This window comes from Thermodesulfobacteriota bacterium (assembly GCA_040753795.1).
Taxonomy (GTDB): Bacteria; Desulfobacterota; Desulfobacteria; order Desulfobacterales; family Desulfosudaceae; genus JBFMDX01.
This window is the reverse complement of the sequence record JBFMDX010000002.1, coordinates 132,806-150,578: the sequence shown is the minus strand read 5'-3', so window position 1 is coordinate 150,578 and position 17,773 is coordinate 132,806. Positions and strand designations below refer to the sequence as shown.

General features: G+C 54.5%; 13 protein-coding genes and 2 tRNA genes. 3 read left to right on the top strand and 12 right to left on the bottom strand.

Annotated features, from left to right (window positions below; genetic code table 11):
- Positions 1-11: 11 nt before the first annotated feature.
- From AB1724_03475 to AB1724_03425, 11 genes are all read right to left on the bottom strand, one after another.
- Positions 12-98 (bottom strand) — tRNA-Leu (locus AB1724_03475).
- Positions 99-163: 65 nt separating this feature from the next.
- Complete coding sequence (locus AB1724_03470) at positions 164-817, bottom strand: L-threonylcarbamoyladenylate synthase (protein MEW6076850.1); 654 nt, start codon at positions 815-817, stop codon at positions 164-166.
- Positions 801-2,576, bottom strand: a complete 1,776-nt coding sequence (gene purD, locus AB1724_03465) for a phosphoribosylamine--glycine ligase (GenBank protein MEW6076849.1) — start codon at positions 2,574-2,576, stop codon at positions 801-803. The genes AB1724_03470 and purD overlap by 17 nt, the downstream gene beginning before the upstream one ends.
- A 40-nt stretch (positions 2,577-2,616) precedes the next feature.
- On the bottom strand, positions 2,617-3,561 hold the full coding sequence (locus tag AB1724_03460; protein ID MEW6076848.1) for a D-alanine--D-alanine ligase: 945 nt from the start codon (positions 3,559-3,561) through the stop codon (positions 2,617-2,619).
- A gap of 30 nt (positions 3,562-3,591) precedes the next feature.
- Positions 3,592-3,972 carry a DUF1992 domain-containing protein gene (locus tag AB1724_03455; protein ID MEW6076847.1) on the bottom strand — a complete coding sequence of 127 codons (381 nt, stop codon included), beginning with the start codon at positions 3,970-3,972 and terminating at the stop codon, positions 3,592-3,594.
- Between the two features lie 74 nt (positions 3,973-4,046).
- Positions 4,047-4,123, bottom strand: a tRNA-Met gene (locus AB1724_03450).
- Between the two features lie 189 nt (positions 4,124-4,312).
- Positions 4,313-6,136 (bottom strand): DUF3426 domain-containing protein, encoded by a 1,824-nt coding sequence (locus AB1724_03445; GenBank protein MEW6076846.1) that lies wholly within the window; start codon positions 6,134-6,136, stop codon positions 4,313-4,315.
- A 326-nt stretch (positions 6,137-6,462) separates the two neighbouring features.
- The gene (locus AB1724_03440) at positions 6,463-7,392 is read right to left on the bottom strand and encodes a J domain-containing protein (protein ID MEW6076845.1); all 930 of its coding nucleotides are present in this window, start codon (positions 7,390-7,392) and stop codon (positions 6,463-6,465) included.
- Between the two features lie 222 nt (positions 7,393-7,614).
- Positions 7,615-8,574 (bottom strand): electron transfer flavoprotein subunit alpha/FixB family protein, encoded by a 960-nt coding sequence (locus AB1724_03435; GenBank protein ID MEW6076844.1) that lies wholly within the window; start codon positions 8,572-8,574, stop codon positions 7,615-7,617.
- Entirely contained in the window at positions 8,574-9,353 is a 780-nt protein-coding gene (locus AB1724_03430) for an electron transfer flavoprotein subunit beta/FixA family protein (GenBank protein ID MEW6076843.1), read from the bottom strand. The genes AB1724_03435 and AB1724_03430 overlap by 1 nt, the downstream gene beginning before the upstream one ends.
- Positions 9,354-9,446: 93 nt before the next feature.
- On the bottom strand, positions 9,447-11,501 hold the full coding sequence (locus AB1724_03425; GenBank protein MEW6076842.1) for a (Fe-S)-binding protein: 2,055 nt from the start codon (positions 11,499-11,501) through the stop codon (positions 9,447-9,449).
- 325 nt (positions 11,502-11,826) lie between these two features.
- On the opposite strand from AB1724_03425, the gene AB1724_03420 reads away from it, so the two are divergent.
- A complete protein-coding gene (locus tag AB1724_03420; protein ID MEW6076841.1) occupies positions 11,827-13,620 on the top strand; it encodes a radical SAM protein in 1,794 nt (597 codons plus the stop codon).
- On the opposite strand, the gene AB1724_03415 is transcribed toward AB1724_03420, so the two are convergent.
- The gene (locus AB1724_03415) at positions 13,610-14,272 is read right to left on the bottom strand and encodes a metallophosphoesterase family protein (GenBank protein MEW6076840.1); all 663 of its coding nucleotides are present in this window, start codon (positions 14,270-14,272) and stop codon (positions 13,610-13,612) included. The genes AB1724_03420 and AB1724_03415 overlap by 11 nt on opposite strands.
- Positions 14,273-14,450: 178 nt before the next feature.
- On the opposite strand from AB1724_03415, the gene AB1724_03410 reads away from it, so the two are divergent.
- Both AB1724_03410 and asnS read left to right on the top strand, forming a co-directional pair.
- A complete protein-coding gene (locus tag AB1724_03410; GenBank protein ID MEW6076839.1) occupies positions 14,451-16,238 on the top strand; it encodes a radical SAM protein in 1,788 nt (595 codons plus the stop codon).
- 146 nt (positions 16,239-16,384) lie between these two features.
- Positions 16,385-17,770 carry an asparagine--tRNA ligase gene (gene asnS / locus AB1724_03405; protein MEW6076838.1) on the top strand — a complete coding sequence of 462 codons (1,386 nt, stop codon included), beginning with the start codon at positions 16,385-16,387 and terminating at the stop codon, positions 17,768-17,770.
- Positions 17,771-17,773 lie beyond the last annotated feature (3 nt).

The window sequence follows — 17,773 nt, the reverse complement described above, 5'->3', positions numbered from 1 at the left end:
TTCATTTGTTCTGGTGCCGGAGGTCGGAATCGAACCGACACGATGTTGCCATCGGAGGATTTTGAGTCCTCTGCGTCTACCAGTTTCACCACTCCGGCAGTATCAGCCTGCACTTATAAAAAATTCCGGCATTCTTGTCAACAAACCGCCGCAAAAAAATCTGTCAGGATCTATACAAATTCAGCGCCGCAAAGATCTCTCCGGCCGGGACCGCCCCCTCCCGCAAAACAATCGGTGGATTAACGGAAACATCCACCACCGTCGAACCTTTTCCTCCCTTGAGTTTTCCGGCATCCAGGATCAGCTCCGGGGGCTCCGCCAGAATTTCGCTCAACTCCGAAGCCACGTCGACTCCGGGATGTCCGGACAGGTTTGCGCTGGTTCCGGTGATCGGGTTGTCCAGGCCGTTGACCAGGGCACGGGCCACCGGCTGGGCCGGCACGCGGACGCCGATCCTGCCGGTTCCGGATGTCAGGTAGCCGGAAACTTCTTTCGCGGCGGAAAAAACCAGGGTAACGTTTCCCGGCCAGAAGGCGTCCATCAGTCGAATGGCCGACGGCGGGATATCCGCCGCCAGTGTTGACAGTGCTTCGCGATCCCTGATCAACAACAGAATGGGTTTATCGGCCGGACGTTTCTTCATCCGGAAGACTCTGTCCACGGCCAGCCGGTTGAAAGCATCGGCCGCGAGGCCGTAAAGAGATGACGCGGGAAAGGCCACCACGCCACCGGCTCGAATGACCCGGCAGGCGGCCTCGATTAAATCCGGGTCCGGATGCAGGGCATCCGTTTTCCGGATTTCAGGTGCGTTTTTCATTGAGCGCCTTTTCTTTCCGCTCCACCTCGTCGGCCATTTCTTTTTTATAATCGCTCAATTTTTCGGCCAGCTGTTCATCGGCAACGGCCAGAATTTGAACCGCCAGCAACCCGGCGTTTTTCGCGCCCGGTTTGCCAATGGCCACCGTCGCCACGGGCACGCCGGGCGGCATCTGCGCCATGGACAGCAGGGCGTCCAGCCCGTTAACGGGCGATGCGTTGATGGGAACGCCGATGACCGGCAGGGTCGTATGGGCCGCCAGGGACCCGGGCAGGGCGGCCGCCATACCGGCTCCGGCGATGATCACCCGTATGCCCCGTCTCCGCGCCGATTCGGCCAGGATGGCCGCTTTTTCCGGAGTCCGGTGAGCGGAGGCGATCTTGATCTCATAGGCGACATCAAACCGCTTGAGCACCCCGGCCACCTCCTCCATGACCGGCAGGTCGCTGTCGCTTCCCATGACAATCGAAACCAGCGGCCTGACACCTTCCCGCTTTAATGCCCGGCCGCCGATATCCGTACGGTGATAGGAGTCCTTCCAGGAAATTCTGGATACCGCCCCATAGGCCCTCGTGATCGCCTGTTCCACCGTGCTGCCCAGGGCGGTAACCCCCAGGACCCGTCCTCCGTCGGTGACGATCTGTTTTCCTTTGGCGCGGGTGCCGGCATGAAAAACCACGACATCTTTCATTCGGCTGACGCTTCCCAGCCCGGAGATGGGCAAACCCTTGTCGTAGCGCCCGGGATAGCCGCCAGCCGTCATAACCACGCAAACAGCGGCGCGTTCGTCGATATCAAGGGAACATTCATGAAGGGTGCCGTTGCACACCGCCTCCATGACCGGCACCATATCGCTTTTCATCCGCATCATCAGGGGCTGGGTTTCAGGATCGCCGAACCGGGCATTGAATTCCAGAACGTTAATCCTGCCTCCGGCCACCATCAGTCCGGCATATAGAACCCCCTTGTAGGGGATGCCTTCGGCGGCCATAGCGCGCACCGTGGGCCGCATGACCGTCTCCATGATTTTCCGGTGAAGATACTTATCCACGACGGGCGCCGGAGAATAGGCGCCCATGCCGCCGGTATTCGGCCCCTGATCCCCGTCAAAAATCGTCTTGTGGTCCTGTGAGCAGGGCAGCGGGAGAACGGTGTAACCGTCGGTAAAGGCCAGGAAGGAAACCTCTTCCCCGCTCAAACGTTCCTCAATAACCACCCGGCTGCCGGCCTCACCGAATACTTTGTCCTTCATGATCTGCTTTAAGGCATCAACGGCCTCTTTTTCCGAGCCGCAGACAAACACGCCCTTGCCGGCGGCCAGGCCGTCGGCCTTGACCACCACCCGGGGGCCCTTTTCGCTTATATAGGCGCAGGCCTCCTCAAACACGTCAAAGGAGCGGCCCCGGGCCGTGGGGATGCCGTATTTTTTCATGATGTTCTTGGCAAAGGCCTTGCTGGTTTCCAGCTGGGCCGCGCGGGAAGTGGCGCCGAATATACGCAACCCTTTTTTTTCAAAGCGGTCGACAATGCCTTTTTCCAGCGGCGCTTCCGGCCCCACCACCGTCAGGTCCACGGCCTTTTCAACGGCAAAAGCAAACAGCCGGTCAACATCATCCGCGGCAATGGGAACATTTGTCGCCAGCCTGGCAATTCCCGCGTTACCGGGGGCGCAGTAAATTTTTTTGACCCGGGGGCTCTGGGCGATCTTCCATACCAGGGCGTGCTCCCTGCCGCCACCGCCGATGACCAGTATTTTCATGGATCCTCCTTTAGCGTCCCCTTCTTTACACGAAGCGGGTTCAGCCTCTTTTCTCCAGACTCAAAGAGATTAACCGGTCCAGCAAACCGGAAAACGGCATCCCGGCCGCCCTGGCCGCCAGGGGCAGAAGACTGGTGGGAACCATGCCCGGGATGGTGTTGGTTTCCAGCACAAACACCTCGTCCCCCCTGGCGATCATGTCGGTGCGGCTGTAGCCTTTGCAGAACAGGGCCGTGTGGGCCCGGCGCCCGAACTCTTGAGCCTTTCGGGCCAGCGCTTCGTTAATTTCAGCCGGGCAAATTTCCCGGGTGGCGCCGGCTTTATACTTGGCCTCGTAATCAAAAAATTCATATTCTTCCCCGGGAATGATCTCCACCACCGGCAGCGCTTCCGGGATATCGTTGCCGATAATCCCCACGGTCAGTTCCCGGCCGTCTACAAAAGACTCCAGCAGCACCTCATCATCATCCGCCCAGGCCTTCTCCAGCGCCGCCGGCAACTCCGCTTCTTCCGATATGATGGACATCCCGATACTTGAGCCGCCGCTGACCGGCTTGACCACCAGGGGCCTGTCCGGGAAAAAAAGATGGGTCCTTAACAGTCCCGCGTCCGGCTGCTGCCTCTTGCGGACCGCAAGATAAGGGGATACCGGCAGGCCGGCCTGCTCATAAATCCGTTTTGAAGCCAGCTTATTGGTCGCCAGGGCGCTGCCCAGAACGCCCGAACACTGGTAGGGGATCCCCAACAGATCCAGCAGCCCCTGAACCGTTCCATCCTCTCCGTTCCGGCCGTGAAGATTGATGAAAGCGGTATCAATTCGCCCGGCGTCCTGGACCAGGCGGCCGATATCATCCCTGGGGTCGTAACGTAAAATCGTATATCGACTTTTATCCAGGGCGGCAAAGATCTGATCCCCCCCCTTTAAAGATATTTCTCTTTCCGAAGAGGCACCGCCGGCAATCAGGGCGACAACAATTGTGGACATGATTAACCCGCTGTCAGATTGTTGAAAAGCTTATCTGGCGTCTCCCGAGATTCTATCACAGAGTTTGCCGTAATATTTCTGCGGCACTTCCAGGGCAATTCTGGTGGGGCGAGCCATATTCAACCGGGTGATAAGAAAATTCAGTTTTTTTGTCAGTCGATATTGCTTCTGGACGTCCTTTTCTCCAGCCAGAAGGTCTTCGGTGCGTTGAATTTCTCTGCGCAACTCGATTTCCGGCGGCAGGCAGTCAGCGTTTCTCAATATTTTATAGGCCAGACGAAGGTCTTCCGGGATATGGCTGTCATCGGGAAGGTCCAGGGGTTTGCCGGCGCCGGGAAGATTGTCAAAGGCGCCTTCTTTTCTCGCCTGTTCGATCCGTTGTTCCACAATCCTGGAAAAGCCGGCCAGCATATTTCCTGCCTTCCGTCTAAAAACAACAGGCCCTTCGGAAAAATCCAAAAGAGCCTTGACTGTATCCAGAAAGCTGGTGGCGATGCAGGGACTTGAACCCCGGACACTGCGGATATGAGCCGCATGCTCTAACCAGCTGAGCTACATCGCCATCTATGCTGTCTGTCGATTACTGCCGGAATGATCCGGGAAAACAGAGCCACCGTCGATAAACGAAAAAACCCAATACCAGCTTATATGGCGTTAGTCAAGGATATATCAAACAGGCGCTTCATATTTCCAGACGGGCATCGCCGACCCGGCCCCTTCTGTCATCCGGCCGGAACGCCGAAGATCCGGGCTACTTCACCGGCGCGGATTCAGACACCTTGACTTCATATTCCTCAAGATTACCGGGCATTTGGTTGATAACGATCATGAAAGGAATGGTCATCCCCGGTTTAACGTCGGCATTCCTGTTGTTATCTCCGGCCTGAACCGCCAGACGGTTATTGATAGCCGCCAGTTCAGCCGTCGCCAGTTCTTCATTGGTCAGAATATTACCGCAGTAAGCAGACGAAGTCATCTCCAACTTGCGTCCGGCCGAGTACAGGTTCGCCACGACCCTGATGAACCGTTTGGACTCCGCGGATTCATTCTTGACGCTGCCCTTTATGATAAACAGCTTACCGCTTTTAGCGTTATCAACAAAATCGGTCATGGTATTATCCATAACAACGGGGGTGCCGCTACCGGCAGGAGCCTTCTGGCCCATTCCGATCAGCGGAAGAATCTGGTCTTTAAAGACAAAACCGACGCCCAGGCCGATCAGCACCAGCAGGATCACCAGCGCCAGTATGATCACCTTCTTGAGCGATTTCTTTTCTCCCGGCTCTTTCTCCGCTTTTACCTTTTTCTCTTTGACTTTCTTGGCCGCTTTCGCCTTTTTCCCCTTGGCAGCGGATTCTTCCGCTTCTTCGGCTTTTCCCGCTTCCTCTTTTTCCTTGTCTTCTTCCCCTTCCAGGTCAAGCTCTATCGTTTCCTCATCATCACCGGAGGAAAGCATTTCCTCTATATCAGAGAAGTCATCCCCGTCCCCTTCACTCAGAGATTCTTCCTCCTCGTCTTCCTCCTCGTCATCATCCGCGAGCGCAAGCTCAACATCTTCAGCCTCTTCCCTGTCGCTTTCCTCTTCCGGTTCCAGAAGCTCCATTTCTATGGTCTGTTCCAGATCCGCCAGATCGATCTCCTGCTGTTCAACTCCCCCACCAGAGTCATCGTCTTCATCCAGCGAAAGCCCCAGGTCATGGGACGAAACCTCGACCGTATCAGCTACGGAAACGTCCTCGGATTCGAGCAGGTCGTCCACCTCGGAAAAGTCAATTTCCTCGTCACCCGAAGATTTTTTAGGCGCCCCGGCTGCCTTGCCTTTTTCCTTCTTCGGCTTTTCCTCAAGATCAAGCTCGAGGTCCTCGCCTGAATCCTCCTCGTCCAGATCCAGTTCCAGATCCATATCATCAGACGCCTCGGATTCCGCTTTCTTCGGCTTCTCCTCCAAGTCCAGATCCAAATCGCCGCCAGCTTCGTCCTCGTCCAATTCCAGTTCCAGATCCATATCATCAGACGCCTTGGATTCCGCCTTCTTCGGCTTCTCCTCCAAGTCCAGATCCAAATCGCCGCCAGCTTCGTCCTCGTCCAATTCCAGCTCCAGATCCATAGCATCAGACGCCTTGGATTCCGCCTTCTTCGGCTTTTCCTCAAGGTCCAGGTCCATCTCGTCGGCAAAAACCGCCGTATCATCAACCGACTCCGGCTCAAAGGAAGGGGCGGGAGCGACTTTTTTGGGCTTTGCCGGCGCCGCCGGTTTGGCTGTTTCTGCTTCCGGTTTTACTGCCCCGGGTGTTGCTGAAGAGGAATAAGCGAGAAAAATATGCTGGCATTTTGAACAGCGGACTTTGGAGCCATCCGGTTTCAAAAGGGAACTTTTCATTTTAAAACCGGCACCGCATTTCTCACAGGTGATCAGTTCAATATCTGACGGACCCTTTGATGGTGAAGTCCCGCCGGGAGGATAAGCACGAAAGATATGCCGGCATTTCGAACACTGCATCTTGGTACCGCCGGGTTTTATCAACTTTTCATCCAGCTTAAAGCTTCCCCCGCATTTTTCACAGGTAATGATCATCACATTCCCTCTTCAGTAATTATTGAAGGCAACAAACCCCTTATGCTCCCCCGCAGGCTTTAACCCGATTCAACACTACCAATAATAAAACAAACGGGACACAACCGCTCCCATCTTTCTATTTTTTATCTTTATATTATAACCCGCATATATTCTTATATCAAAATTGTTTTTTTCTGTGAACCGAATATTTACAAGTGACGATCAGCCGCTCAACATTCATGCGGTCCTTTCCACACCGGATCCGTTCCCGCGTCTGGTGTCCCCTTGCGGCATCTTCTTTTTTTATCGCACACAACACATTGATTTGTCAATATGGATGAGCCCTACAAGCCGGTTCCGGCCAGTTCCCTGACCAGTTCTTTCTGCCTTTTGGTCAGTTTGGACGGCAAGTCAACCAGTATCTCCACGAACAGATGCCCGCGACCGCTTCCCTTCATATGAGGAATCCCCTGCCCCGTCAGCCGCAACTTGCTCTTATGTTTAGTGCCGGGAGGGACCTTTAGGGTGAGATCGCCCTCGGTGACGGCCGGGATGGTGAGGGTTGTGCCGAGCAACGCCTCGGTCAGCCGGATCTCCTTCTTCATATAAAGATCATAGCCATCGATCACAAAATCCGAATCGCCCACTACCCGGGCCTGAATGTATAAATCGCCGGACGGTCCGCCATAACTGCCGGGCGACCCTTTGCCGGCCAGGCGTATTTTTTTCCCGGTGGTCATGCCTTTGGGAATTTTGACATTGATTCTTTCTGTCTGGCTACCCTGCCCCAGAGACACTGATTTGGTTGTACCGGAAACGACCTCCCTGAGCGTCAACGGTATTTCATAAACCAGGTCTTCTCCCTTCAACTGCGGTTGCTGCCTGGCACCGCCGAAGGGGGAACCTCCGCCGTCAAACGAAAACCGGGCACGGCCGCCACGCCCCCCGCCGCCAAAAAACCCACCGCCCCCGCCGAAACCGAATTCCTTGAATATGTCACCAAAATCAAACCCCCTGAAAATATCCTCCTGGGAATAGCGCTGATGGAATCCTTGTTCACCAAAGGCGTCATACTGTTTCCGTTTTTCCTTGTCTTTTAAAACCGCGTAAGCCTCGCTTATCTTTTTAAACTTTTCCTCGGCCTGGGCCTTGTCGTTCCCCTGATAGTGGTCAGGATGGTATTTCATGGCCAGCTTCCGATAGGCCTTTTTTATATCTTCATCCGAGGCTTTTTTGTCTACCCCGAGTATCTGGTAATAATCGTTTTCCGCCATTCTTCATCCCTTTTACCGTTAATTTGAAATCCGCCTGAATTTCAGGCAAACCCCCTCTACTTTCAAAATGTTATCGTTTTCTCCAATAAAATAGTTTGGAACCCGCCGGCTGTCAAGTCAACAATAAAGAAAGAATGCTTCGCTGCCACCTCCATAAAATAAAAAAACCGCCGGCGACCTTTTCAGGCCGTCGGCGGTTTTTATAAACATATCGGGCTGGGGTTAACCCTCTTTGATCTTTTCGGTCAGAGCGGGCATGACCTCCAGGATGTTGGCCACGACACCGATGTCGGCCACCTGAAAAATCGGCGCCTTGGAATTTTTGTTGACGGCGATGATATAGCCGCCCTTGATACCGCCCAGGTGCTGGAAGGAACCGCTGATGCCCATGGCCATGTAAATGTTCGGCTTGACGGTCTGGCCGGAAGTACCCACCTGCCGGGCCTTTTCCAGCCACTTGGCGTCAACAATCGGCCTGGAGCAGGAAACGACCGCGCCCATGGCCTCGGCCAGTTCCTGAGCGATAGGGATGTTTTCCTGATCTTCAATGCCGCGGCCGATGGACACCAGAACATCGGCTTTGGTGATGTCGACTTCACCGGCCTCGGCCTGAACGACTTCAAGGAACTTACGCTTGGCCGCCACGGTTCCGGCATCGCCGGTCTTGTCCACCACGCTGCCGCCGGCGCTCTTGCTCTCATCCGCTTCAAAGGCCCCGGGCCGAAGGGTGATGACGGCGCCGGAGGCGATATCGCAGCTGACATGGGTGCTGATCTGACCGCCGAATTCCTGGCGAACGGCTTTCAGGGTCGACCCTTCCACGGCGTCAATGCCGACGACGTCGGCCACATACGGCACGCCCTTCTTGATGGACAGGCCGGGGCCAAGATCCATGGCAAAGGTGTCATGGGCCAGCAGAACAATGGCATCCTTGGGCAGGGCGTTGACCAGCAGGCCCCGGATAATTTCGGCGTTGGGGTAGGCTACCTCCGCCTTGTCGATCTTCCAGACTTCCTTGAAGGAAGCGGCCGCTTCCTGACAGACCGCGTCCACGCCCGAGCCCACGACAACGGCCTTGATATCGGCGCCGGCATTGATTTTTTTAGCCGCGGCGGCCAGTTCCAGAGCGGTATCATCCGCTTTACCATTCTTATGGGTGATATATGCAAAGATCTGAGCCATTACTTGATCCCTCCTTTGGCTTTTAAGATTTCAACCAGTTTGGCCACGATCTCATCCAGGCTGCCGGTAATCATTTCCGCGCCCTCGCCCATGGCCGGTACGAAATAATCGGTCCGTTTGACCACCGCCCCGATGGAACCGGCGTCAACACCGAGATCCGAAGCGCCGTAAGCGGGAATCTCCACCGAAGCGACCTTGCGGATACCACGAATACCCACATAGCGGGGTTCGTTAATACCGGTCTGAATGGACAGAACGCAGGGCAGCTCGATTTCATTCATCTCCTGGTTGCCGCCTTCAATTTCACGTCCGACCTTCAACTTATTGTCCTGGACTTCGATCTTGTTCACCAGCGAGGCGTAGGGCAGGTCCAACATGGCCGCCAGCATGCCGCCGACCTGGGCGGCACCGTCATCCGCCTGGGCGCCGGTCAGAATCAGATCATATTTACCCTTCTTCACCAGGCCGGCCAGAATGGTCGCGATCCCTTTTCCATCGCAGCTTTCAAAGGCGGCATCCTTGAGCAGAATGCCCTTTTCAGCGCCCATGGCCATTTCCCGGCGAAGAACCTCTTCGGCCTCTTCATTGCCGACGGTGACCACGGTCACGCAGCCGCCGACGCGGTCAATGATCTGAATGGCCTCTTCCACCGCGTAGTTGTCCCATTCGTTGACCGAATAGACAAGATCATCGCGCTCGATGTCGTTTCCAGCGCTGTTTAACCGGATTTCGTTCTCCTCGGTATCCGGCACTCTCTTCACGCATACTAAAATTTCCATTTTTGTCCTCCCGACTGTTATTTCCGATTACCATACATACATTAACCCAACGGTTTTCTCTGCTTCCCGGGCCCGGCTTCGTCCCGGGAAACGCTATCTTTCCAAATGGCGCGCGATCAGTTCGGAGAAATCAATGGCCTGCATCGTGTCGTCCATCTTGGCGACCTTGATGGCGTCCTCGATGTTCACCAGGCAGAAGGGGCAGGCGGTGACAATCACGTTCGCGCCCGCTTCGGCCGCCATCTTTACCCGGACCACGCCCATGCGCTCTTCTTCTTCCGGCTCATAAAACAGCATCAGCCCGCCGCCGCTGCAGCACAGTGACCGGTCCCTGAACTTGGCCATTTCCACCCGGCGCAGCCCGGGAATGGCGTCCATGGCATACCGGGGGTCGTCATACACGCTGTTGTGACGCCCCAGATAGCAGGGATCATGATAAGTATAAACCCGGCTGGGGTCTTCAACGGATTTAAGACGAATCTCGCCGGATTTTATTTTTCTGGCAACGTACTGGGACAGATGCTCGATCGACGGAAGCCTGTCGTCATGATAATCATTTTTAATGGCATTGAAGGCGTGGGGGTCGGCGGTAACGATATGCTTGACGCCGGATTCCATAATCATGTCAATGTTGTGGGAGCGAAGACTCTGGAACAGCATCTCTTCACCGAACCGTCTGACTTCGTTGCCGCTGTCTTTTTCGTCCTTTCCGAGGATACAGAAATCTGTCCCTCCGGCGGCCAGGATCCGGGCGGTGGCCCGGGCCAGTTCCTGCATGCGGTCGTCATAGGAAGAAATGCTGTCGACAAAATAAAGGGTATCAGCCGTGTCTCCCTCTTCCAGCAGTTTCACCTGACAATCAGCGGCAAAATCCTCAACCTTGGCCCAGTCCGCTCTCTTTTTCTCCATCTTGCCCCAGGCGTTGCCCCTCTTCTCCAGGGCGCTCAAGGGTTTCTGAAGGGACTGGGGAACCATGCCTTCATCGACCATGCCCCGCCGCAGATCAACGATCTTGTCGATATATTCAATCCCCAGCGGGCATTCCTGTTCACAGGCGCCGCAGGTGGTGCAGGACCAGATTTCATCCTCTTCGAAAACATCCCCGATCAGCGGCTTGCTTTCCAGAAAATCGCCCCGCAGGGGATAGTTCTCAAAAATCTTGGTGCGGGCCTTGATACTGATAAACCGGGGAGACAGGGGACGGCCCACCAGGTTGGCCGGGCACTGGTCCGAACAGCGGCCGCAATCCGCGCAGGAATAGAAATCAAGGATATGCTTCCAGGTGAAATCCTCCATCTTCTTGACGCCGAGGGATTCCAGATCATCCAGCTTGTCGTCCGGAACATCGTAACGCACCGGTTTGATATTGCCCCGGTCGACACGCATGAAAAGAACGTTGAAGAAAGAGGTAAGAACGTGAAAGTGCTTGCCTTGAGGCAGAAAGCAGAGGAAGAAGAAAAAGACCAGATCATGGACATAGTAAGAAATGATATGAATGGCCTGAAGCATTTTGGGAGAGGCGAAGGAGAGGATCAGGCGCTGGAACCAGACCAGAGAAAAGATGGCATAGGCCTTGTGGCCGGTGGCCGCCAATTCGCTGGCTTCGTACAGACTTTCAGCGATCATCAGGGTGGAGATCAGGCCCAGCACGAAAACGGCTTCCCCCGTATGATCATATTTTTCAGGGACGTTGAAACGCTTTTCCGATTTACGCACTCTTCGAATGGCGGCGAAAATACAGGCGATCAGCACCATGGTGGCGGCGTAATCCTTGAAAAAACCGTAAATCGATCCCAGCACACCGCCGAGCCCGGGCATGGAAAAATCACTGGAAATACCGACCACGACCAGTTCCGTGGAGCGGATAGACAGCACCAGAAAACCGAGAAAGATCATGATGTGCAGAACACCGGCCATCATGTAACGGGGTTGCCGCCACTGCAGCAGCCAGATCTGAATAAACTGGATCAGGCGCTCCGGAATGCGGTCAAACCGGTTGTCAGGCGCGGCCTTGACAATCGGCGCCAGCCGCTTGGCAATAATATAGGCAAAACACCCCACCCCCACGACGGGGATCAGAAACGAAAAAATCACCGTGGGGATGCCTAAAAACGAAAAATCAGCAGGACCAACGATTAAGTTTTCCATCACGACCTCTTCTTTTCTCTTATTTTAAAATGTTAAAAACCAGTTACATTATTCATGATTCATGAACGACCACCAAACCTGAAGCCTGAAGAAAATTCATTTTCTATATTATCGGACGGAAGCCGTCAAGAAAAAAAGCAACTCAATAAAGCGGTTAGCAGAAAGGTTACGGAACATTGTTCAGCCGTACAAAACACCCGGCCGTCGGTCCGCGGTTATCCGGCGGGCAACGCTTTTCGTGCTTGAACAAATATTCATGTGTGTTATTTTACGCAAAGTCGGCTGCCCGGTCGGCAGCGGTAATTTCACCGGCGGGGGTATCTTAATGAGTGACCAGTATTACATTGTATACAATCCCATTGCTTATGATCTGATGGGCATGCTGTCCAACCCGTCCGCCACGATGATGGACGTTCTTTCCTATCTGACCCGTCAGGATTACCGCGCCTTGAATGAAACCAGCTACACCCGTTTTCTGCAATTTGACGCCAGCAGAGAGCGAACCGGCATCAATGCCTTCTACGGCATCGATAATTACGCCACATACTATATTGCCAACCAGGTGGCCCGGGTCAATCCTTCCGCCAGAATTTATATTGCCGACGGCAAACGGGAAAAAATTGATACCATCATCAACCGGGAAACCGGCAGACCCGCGGCCGTTTTCATGACCTGCATCAGCGCCAACTTCCCGACCGCGGCCCTGTCCGCCATGGCTCTTAACTACGGAAGGGTCCCGGTTATTTTCGGCGGCATCCATGTCTCGTCTTCGGCCGATGATGTCGATACGCTGATCCGCCGGAATGTCCCTCACCCGGAACTGGTATCCCTGGTCAAAGGGCCGGGGGACTCCAGGGTCATCGCCGAAATCCTGAACGACTTGAACGCCATGGCCCTGAAGCCTGAATACACCGGGTCCATCACCCTGGAAGACGGCGTCTGGGGGAAAAAAAATATCGCCGTGCTGCCCGGCATCGAACCGCCCTACCTGAAAAAGCTCCCCCTGATCGGCAATTACCTGAGCCGCATCACCCGTGGCAACGTGGCCGCGCCATACCTTGGCTGTCCCTATTCATGCAATTTCTGCTCAATCTCCTCTCTGCCCATGGCCCAGCGCAAATTCATGGCCCGGACGCCAAAGGACTTTGTGGATGAAATCGAAAGCCGCCAGCAGGGGGGCGCCAGTTTTAAAAACCGGTTTTATGTGTTTCTGCCGGATAACCTGCTGTTGAGCAGAAAGAAGCTGGAATCATTTCTGGATGAGATGATCGCCCGCCGGATAAAAATCAATTACATCTCCCAGATTTCCATCGAAATAGCGGATTGTCCGGAGCTCATGGAAAAGCTGCGGCAGTCCGGCGCCTCGCATTTCTTTATCGGGTTTGAATCCCTGAGCCTGGACAACCTCAAATCCATCAATAAACCGGCGGTAAAAGAAATTGAGAAAAGCGGTCTGTCCGTGGCCGATTACTATGCCCGGCAGATCAAAAAAATTCAGAATCACGGCATTTCCATCCATGGTGCCTTTATCACCGGCATGCCCTACGACTATTTCAAAGGCCTGGACGATCATTCCGGCATTGCCGTGGCCGACTTCTGCCTGGCCAACAACATTACCATTCAAGCCACGGTTTTAAATGATCTGCCGGGATCGAAAAACTTCAGGGAAAGCCAGGAAAGCGGCGCCTACCGGTACGGCCGGCAGGGCAGCGTCCCTTACTTCTGCGCGCTGTCCACCTCCGACCTGATGGAATCCAACCGGCCCATGCCGGACTCCCTTTACAACAGCCCCCTGGTCAGCTTTTACATGACCTATGATATAGTGCAGCGAGTCTGCGCCCGGAAAAACGCGCTGAAAATATCTCTCCATTCCGCCGCGAAAGCCTGGCAGCACCCCACTGCCAAGGGCCGCCGCAGCCTGGTGGAACGATACTACGACGTGATGGGAGCGGTGGGTTCCCAACTGGGCGTCAGCTCCCACAAGGAGCACATTGAAGCCATCGCCTACTCCAACCGGAAAACCGGTTATACCGGTTGTTTTGAAAGGCTTTTCAACGCGGAAACCCGTCCGGAAGTGAGAAACCTATTCCGGGAGTATGTCAAACCGTTTATTCGCTGACCCTTTCCAGCGTAACGGCCGCCTGCCGGCCGGTGATTTCAGCGCGCATAAACCCTCCCCGGCCTATCGGACCGGGATTCACGATCACGGTCCGGCCGATCCGGTCCATTCCCGCTGCTTCGTGAATATGCCCGGTGAGGCATAGCAATGGCTGGTACCTTTCAATAAATTGCCTGACGGCGCGGCTGCCCACATGAGTGCCGTCGCTCAAACGGTCACAGGCGGTATGCAGCGGCGGCTGATGGGAAATCAGCACCAGCGGCAATTCGCTATTGAGGTCCGTGGCGGCGGCATCCAGGAACCCCGCCAGTTCATCTTCCGTGTACTCTCCGGGCGTATGAAACGGCGTCGTCAACGACCCGCCCAGCCCGACAAACGCCACGCCGTCAGCCAGGACGCGAACGCCATGGCAACTTACTTTTTCCCGGGTCAGCACCTTTTCCACCCCGGCGTAATCACAATTGCCGCAGACAGCCAGAACGACCGAAGCGTATTTCCGGATTTTAAAAAGCACCTGTCCGGCCGCATCCTCCCGGCCGAAGTGAGTAATATCCCCGGCCAGCAACACCATATCGGCCTTTCGCAATACAGCCGCCATCCCGTCGACAGCCGCCAGTTGCCCGTGAATATCCGTCAAACCGATAATAATCATCCTTAAATTCTCCCCTGCCGGTCGTTCCCGGTTTCCGATCATGGCGCAACCGGCTTGGAAAATCATCCTTAATTTTTATAACCTCATTTTTTTGTTGCCTTTATCCGTTTTTCTGGTATTAAATTTTTGGGGGTTTGTTTCCACTAATGCATAACGCCATTCGGGTAGGCTCTTGAATATGAATGGGTATTATATCATATACAATCCAATTACCTATGATTTTATGGGCCTTCTTGATAACCCCGCGGCCACCATTGTCGACGCCCTGACCTATCTCACCGGCCGGGACGCCGGTCGGTTAAACAAAGACAATTATTTGGATTTCCTTGACTTTGATCAGGCCAAAGTTCGTCATGGATTAAACGAATTTTTCGGTTTTGAAAATTATGCCACTTACTACATCGCCAACCAGGTGGCCAGAATCGAAAAAGACGTTTTTATTCACATCGCTGACGGCCGCCGGAGAAAAATCGCCGACATCATAAAAAAAGAGGGCCGCAAACCTCTGGCCGTGCTGATCACCTCCATCAGCGCCAACTTTCCGGTGGCGGCCATGGTTACCCTGGCCCTGAACCAGGCGAAAATCCCGGTTATCATCGGCGGGATTCATGTTTCTTCCGTTCCGGAAGACATTGATATTCTACTCAAGCCGCATCTTCCCCATCCGGAACTGGTGGCGCGTGTCCTCGGACCGGGTGATTCGATCGTTATCAGCGAGATCATATCCGATCTGAAAAGCAACACCTTGAAACCCGAATATGTCGGCCAAATCACCCTTGAAGACGGCGTCTGGGGAAGCGAAAACATCCGCCTCCTGCCGGAAATGAAAGCGCCTTACATCAAAAAAATACCGGTTATCGGCCACTTTTTTTATCACACCTGCCGGGCCAAAGTGGCTGCCCCCTATCTGGGCTGCCCATACTCCTGCAGTTTCTGTTCCATCGCGGCCCTGCCCAGGCACCAGCGCAAATTCATGTGCCGCACCCCCAGCGACTTTGTGAATGAAATCGAATTTATGCAAAAAGAAGGGCCCAGCTATAAAAACCGGTTTTATGTCTTCCTTCCTGACAACATGCTGCTCAGCCGGAAAAATCTGGAAGAGATTATCGAGGAACTGGTCAGGAGAAACATCAAAATCAATTATCTGACCCAGATTTCCATAGAGATTGCCGACGATCCACGCCTGATGGAAAAGATGAGGCGTTCCGGCTGCGCCCATTTTTTTGTGGGTCTGGAATCGCTCAACCTCGACAACCTGAAAGCCATCTGCAAACCGGCCGCCAGGGCCATTGAAGAACAGCATCTGACCGTTCCGGAATATTACTCCCGCCAGATAAAAAAAATCCAGGATCAGGGGATCTCGCTTCATGGCGCTTTTATTACCGGACTGCCGCACGATTATTTTCATTCCCTGGACGATCATTCCGGAGTAGAGGTGGCCAGATTCTGCCTGGAGAACAAAATTACCCTGCAGGCCACTGTTCTCAATGATTTGCCGGGTTCGAAAAACTTTACCGACTCACAGGAAAACGGCACCTATCTTTACGGGCGCAAAGGAACGACTCCCTACTTCTGCTCCCTGACCACCTCGGACTTGATGGAATCCAACCGGGCCATTCCGGAATCGCTGAAAAGCAGCCCGCTGGTAACCTTTTTCATGATGTTCGACACGCTTCAACGGGTCTGCTCCACACAAACGGCCCTTCGCATCGGCCTGGCCGCCGGCTGGAAAGCCTTGAAAAAACCCTCCCGGAACGGCGAAAGCAGTCTCAAGGAACGGTTCACGGACTGGATGTCGGCTACCGGCGCTCACCTCGGTGTCAGTGCCCACCTGGATCATGTCGCCTCCATGGCCTATTCCAACAAACAGACAGGATTTGTCGGCGTGTTTGAGCGCTTATACAACCGGGAGGCAAACCCGGAAATCAAAAGCATGTTTCAGGATTACGTCAGGCAGTTTCTGTAAACCGTGACCTCCTTTTTCCGCGGTTTCCCCATATCCGTCAGATAAGCCAATACCGTTTCAAATCCGCGGCGCGGGTTGTCGTTCCGCGGATTTGAGAACGGCTTTTTCTTGTGCTATGATCCCGCCAAAAAACTGGGGAACTGACCATGACGGAACGATTACGGATTCAGCAGATATTGAGCAGCAACCGGCCGGAAGACGATATCGTTGTCAGCGGCTGGGTGCGCACCCGGCGGGACGCAAAGGATTTTTCCTTTCTGGAAATAAACGATGGATCCTGCCTGAAAAATCTCCAGGTGATCGCCGACCGGTCTCTGCCTAATTACGATGAGGTGAACCGTCTGAACACCGGGTCAGCGATAACCGTATCCGGTTCGCTGCAGGCGTCCCCCGGCAAAGGCCAGAAATGGGAACTCCAGGCCGGGCGAATCGACATCGTCAGTCCAGCCCCGGAAGATTACCCTCTTCAGAAAAAACGCCACACGGACGAGTTCCTGCGGACCATCGCCCATCTCCGGCCCCGGACCAACAAGTACGGCGCCGTCTTCCGCGTCCGTTCCGAGTTGTCTTACGCCATCCATCAGTTTTTCAGGGATAGCGGTTTCTATTATATTCATACGCCCATTCTGACCGCCTCGGACTGCGAAGGAGCGGGTAAGCTGTTCCAGGTCACCACCCTGGACATGGCCAACCTCCCCCGCGCCAGCGGTCAACCGGACTACACGGGGGATTTTTTCGGAAAAGCCGCCGGGATGACGGTTTCCGGGCAGTTGGAGGCGGAAATGTTCGCCCTGGCCCTGGGCCGGGTCTATACCTTCGGCCCCACCTTCCGGGCGGAAAATTCCAACACTTCCCGGCACGCGGCTGAATTCTGGATGGTGGAGCCGGAGATGGCTTTCTGCGACCTGACCGCGAACATGGATCTGGCCGAGTCTTTTCTCAAGCACCTGATATCGACAGTGGCCCGGAACTGCGCTGAAGATATTGAGCTGTTTAAAAATTTTGTGGACAAAAATTTGGGGGAGACCCTGGATAATATAGTGAATCATGATTTTGTCCGGATTCCTTACGACGAGGCCGTCGACATATTGACAACATCGGGTACGACATTCGAGTTCCCTCCCGTCTGGGGGCATGATCTCCAGTCCGAACATGAGCGATACCTGACGGAGCGCCACTTTAAAAAACCGGTGATCGTCTTTAACTATCCCGCGCGGCTAAAACCGTTTTACATGCGCGTCAACGATGACGGCCGGACCGTGGCGGCCATGGACGTTCTGGCACCCCGCATCGGAGAAATTATCGGCGGCAGCCAGCGGGAAGAACGGCTGGATGTCCTGAAGTCACGAATGACGTCCATGGGACTTTCTCCGGAAGACTACTGGTGGTATCTGGATTCACGCCGTTTCGGCAGCGTTCCCCACAGCGGCTTCGGCCTTGGTTTCGAGCGCCTGCTGATGCTGCTGACCGGCATAACCAATATCCGGGACGTCATCCCCTTTCCCCGGACACCCGGGAATATCGAGTTTTAGCCC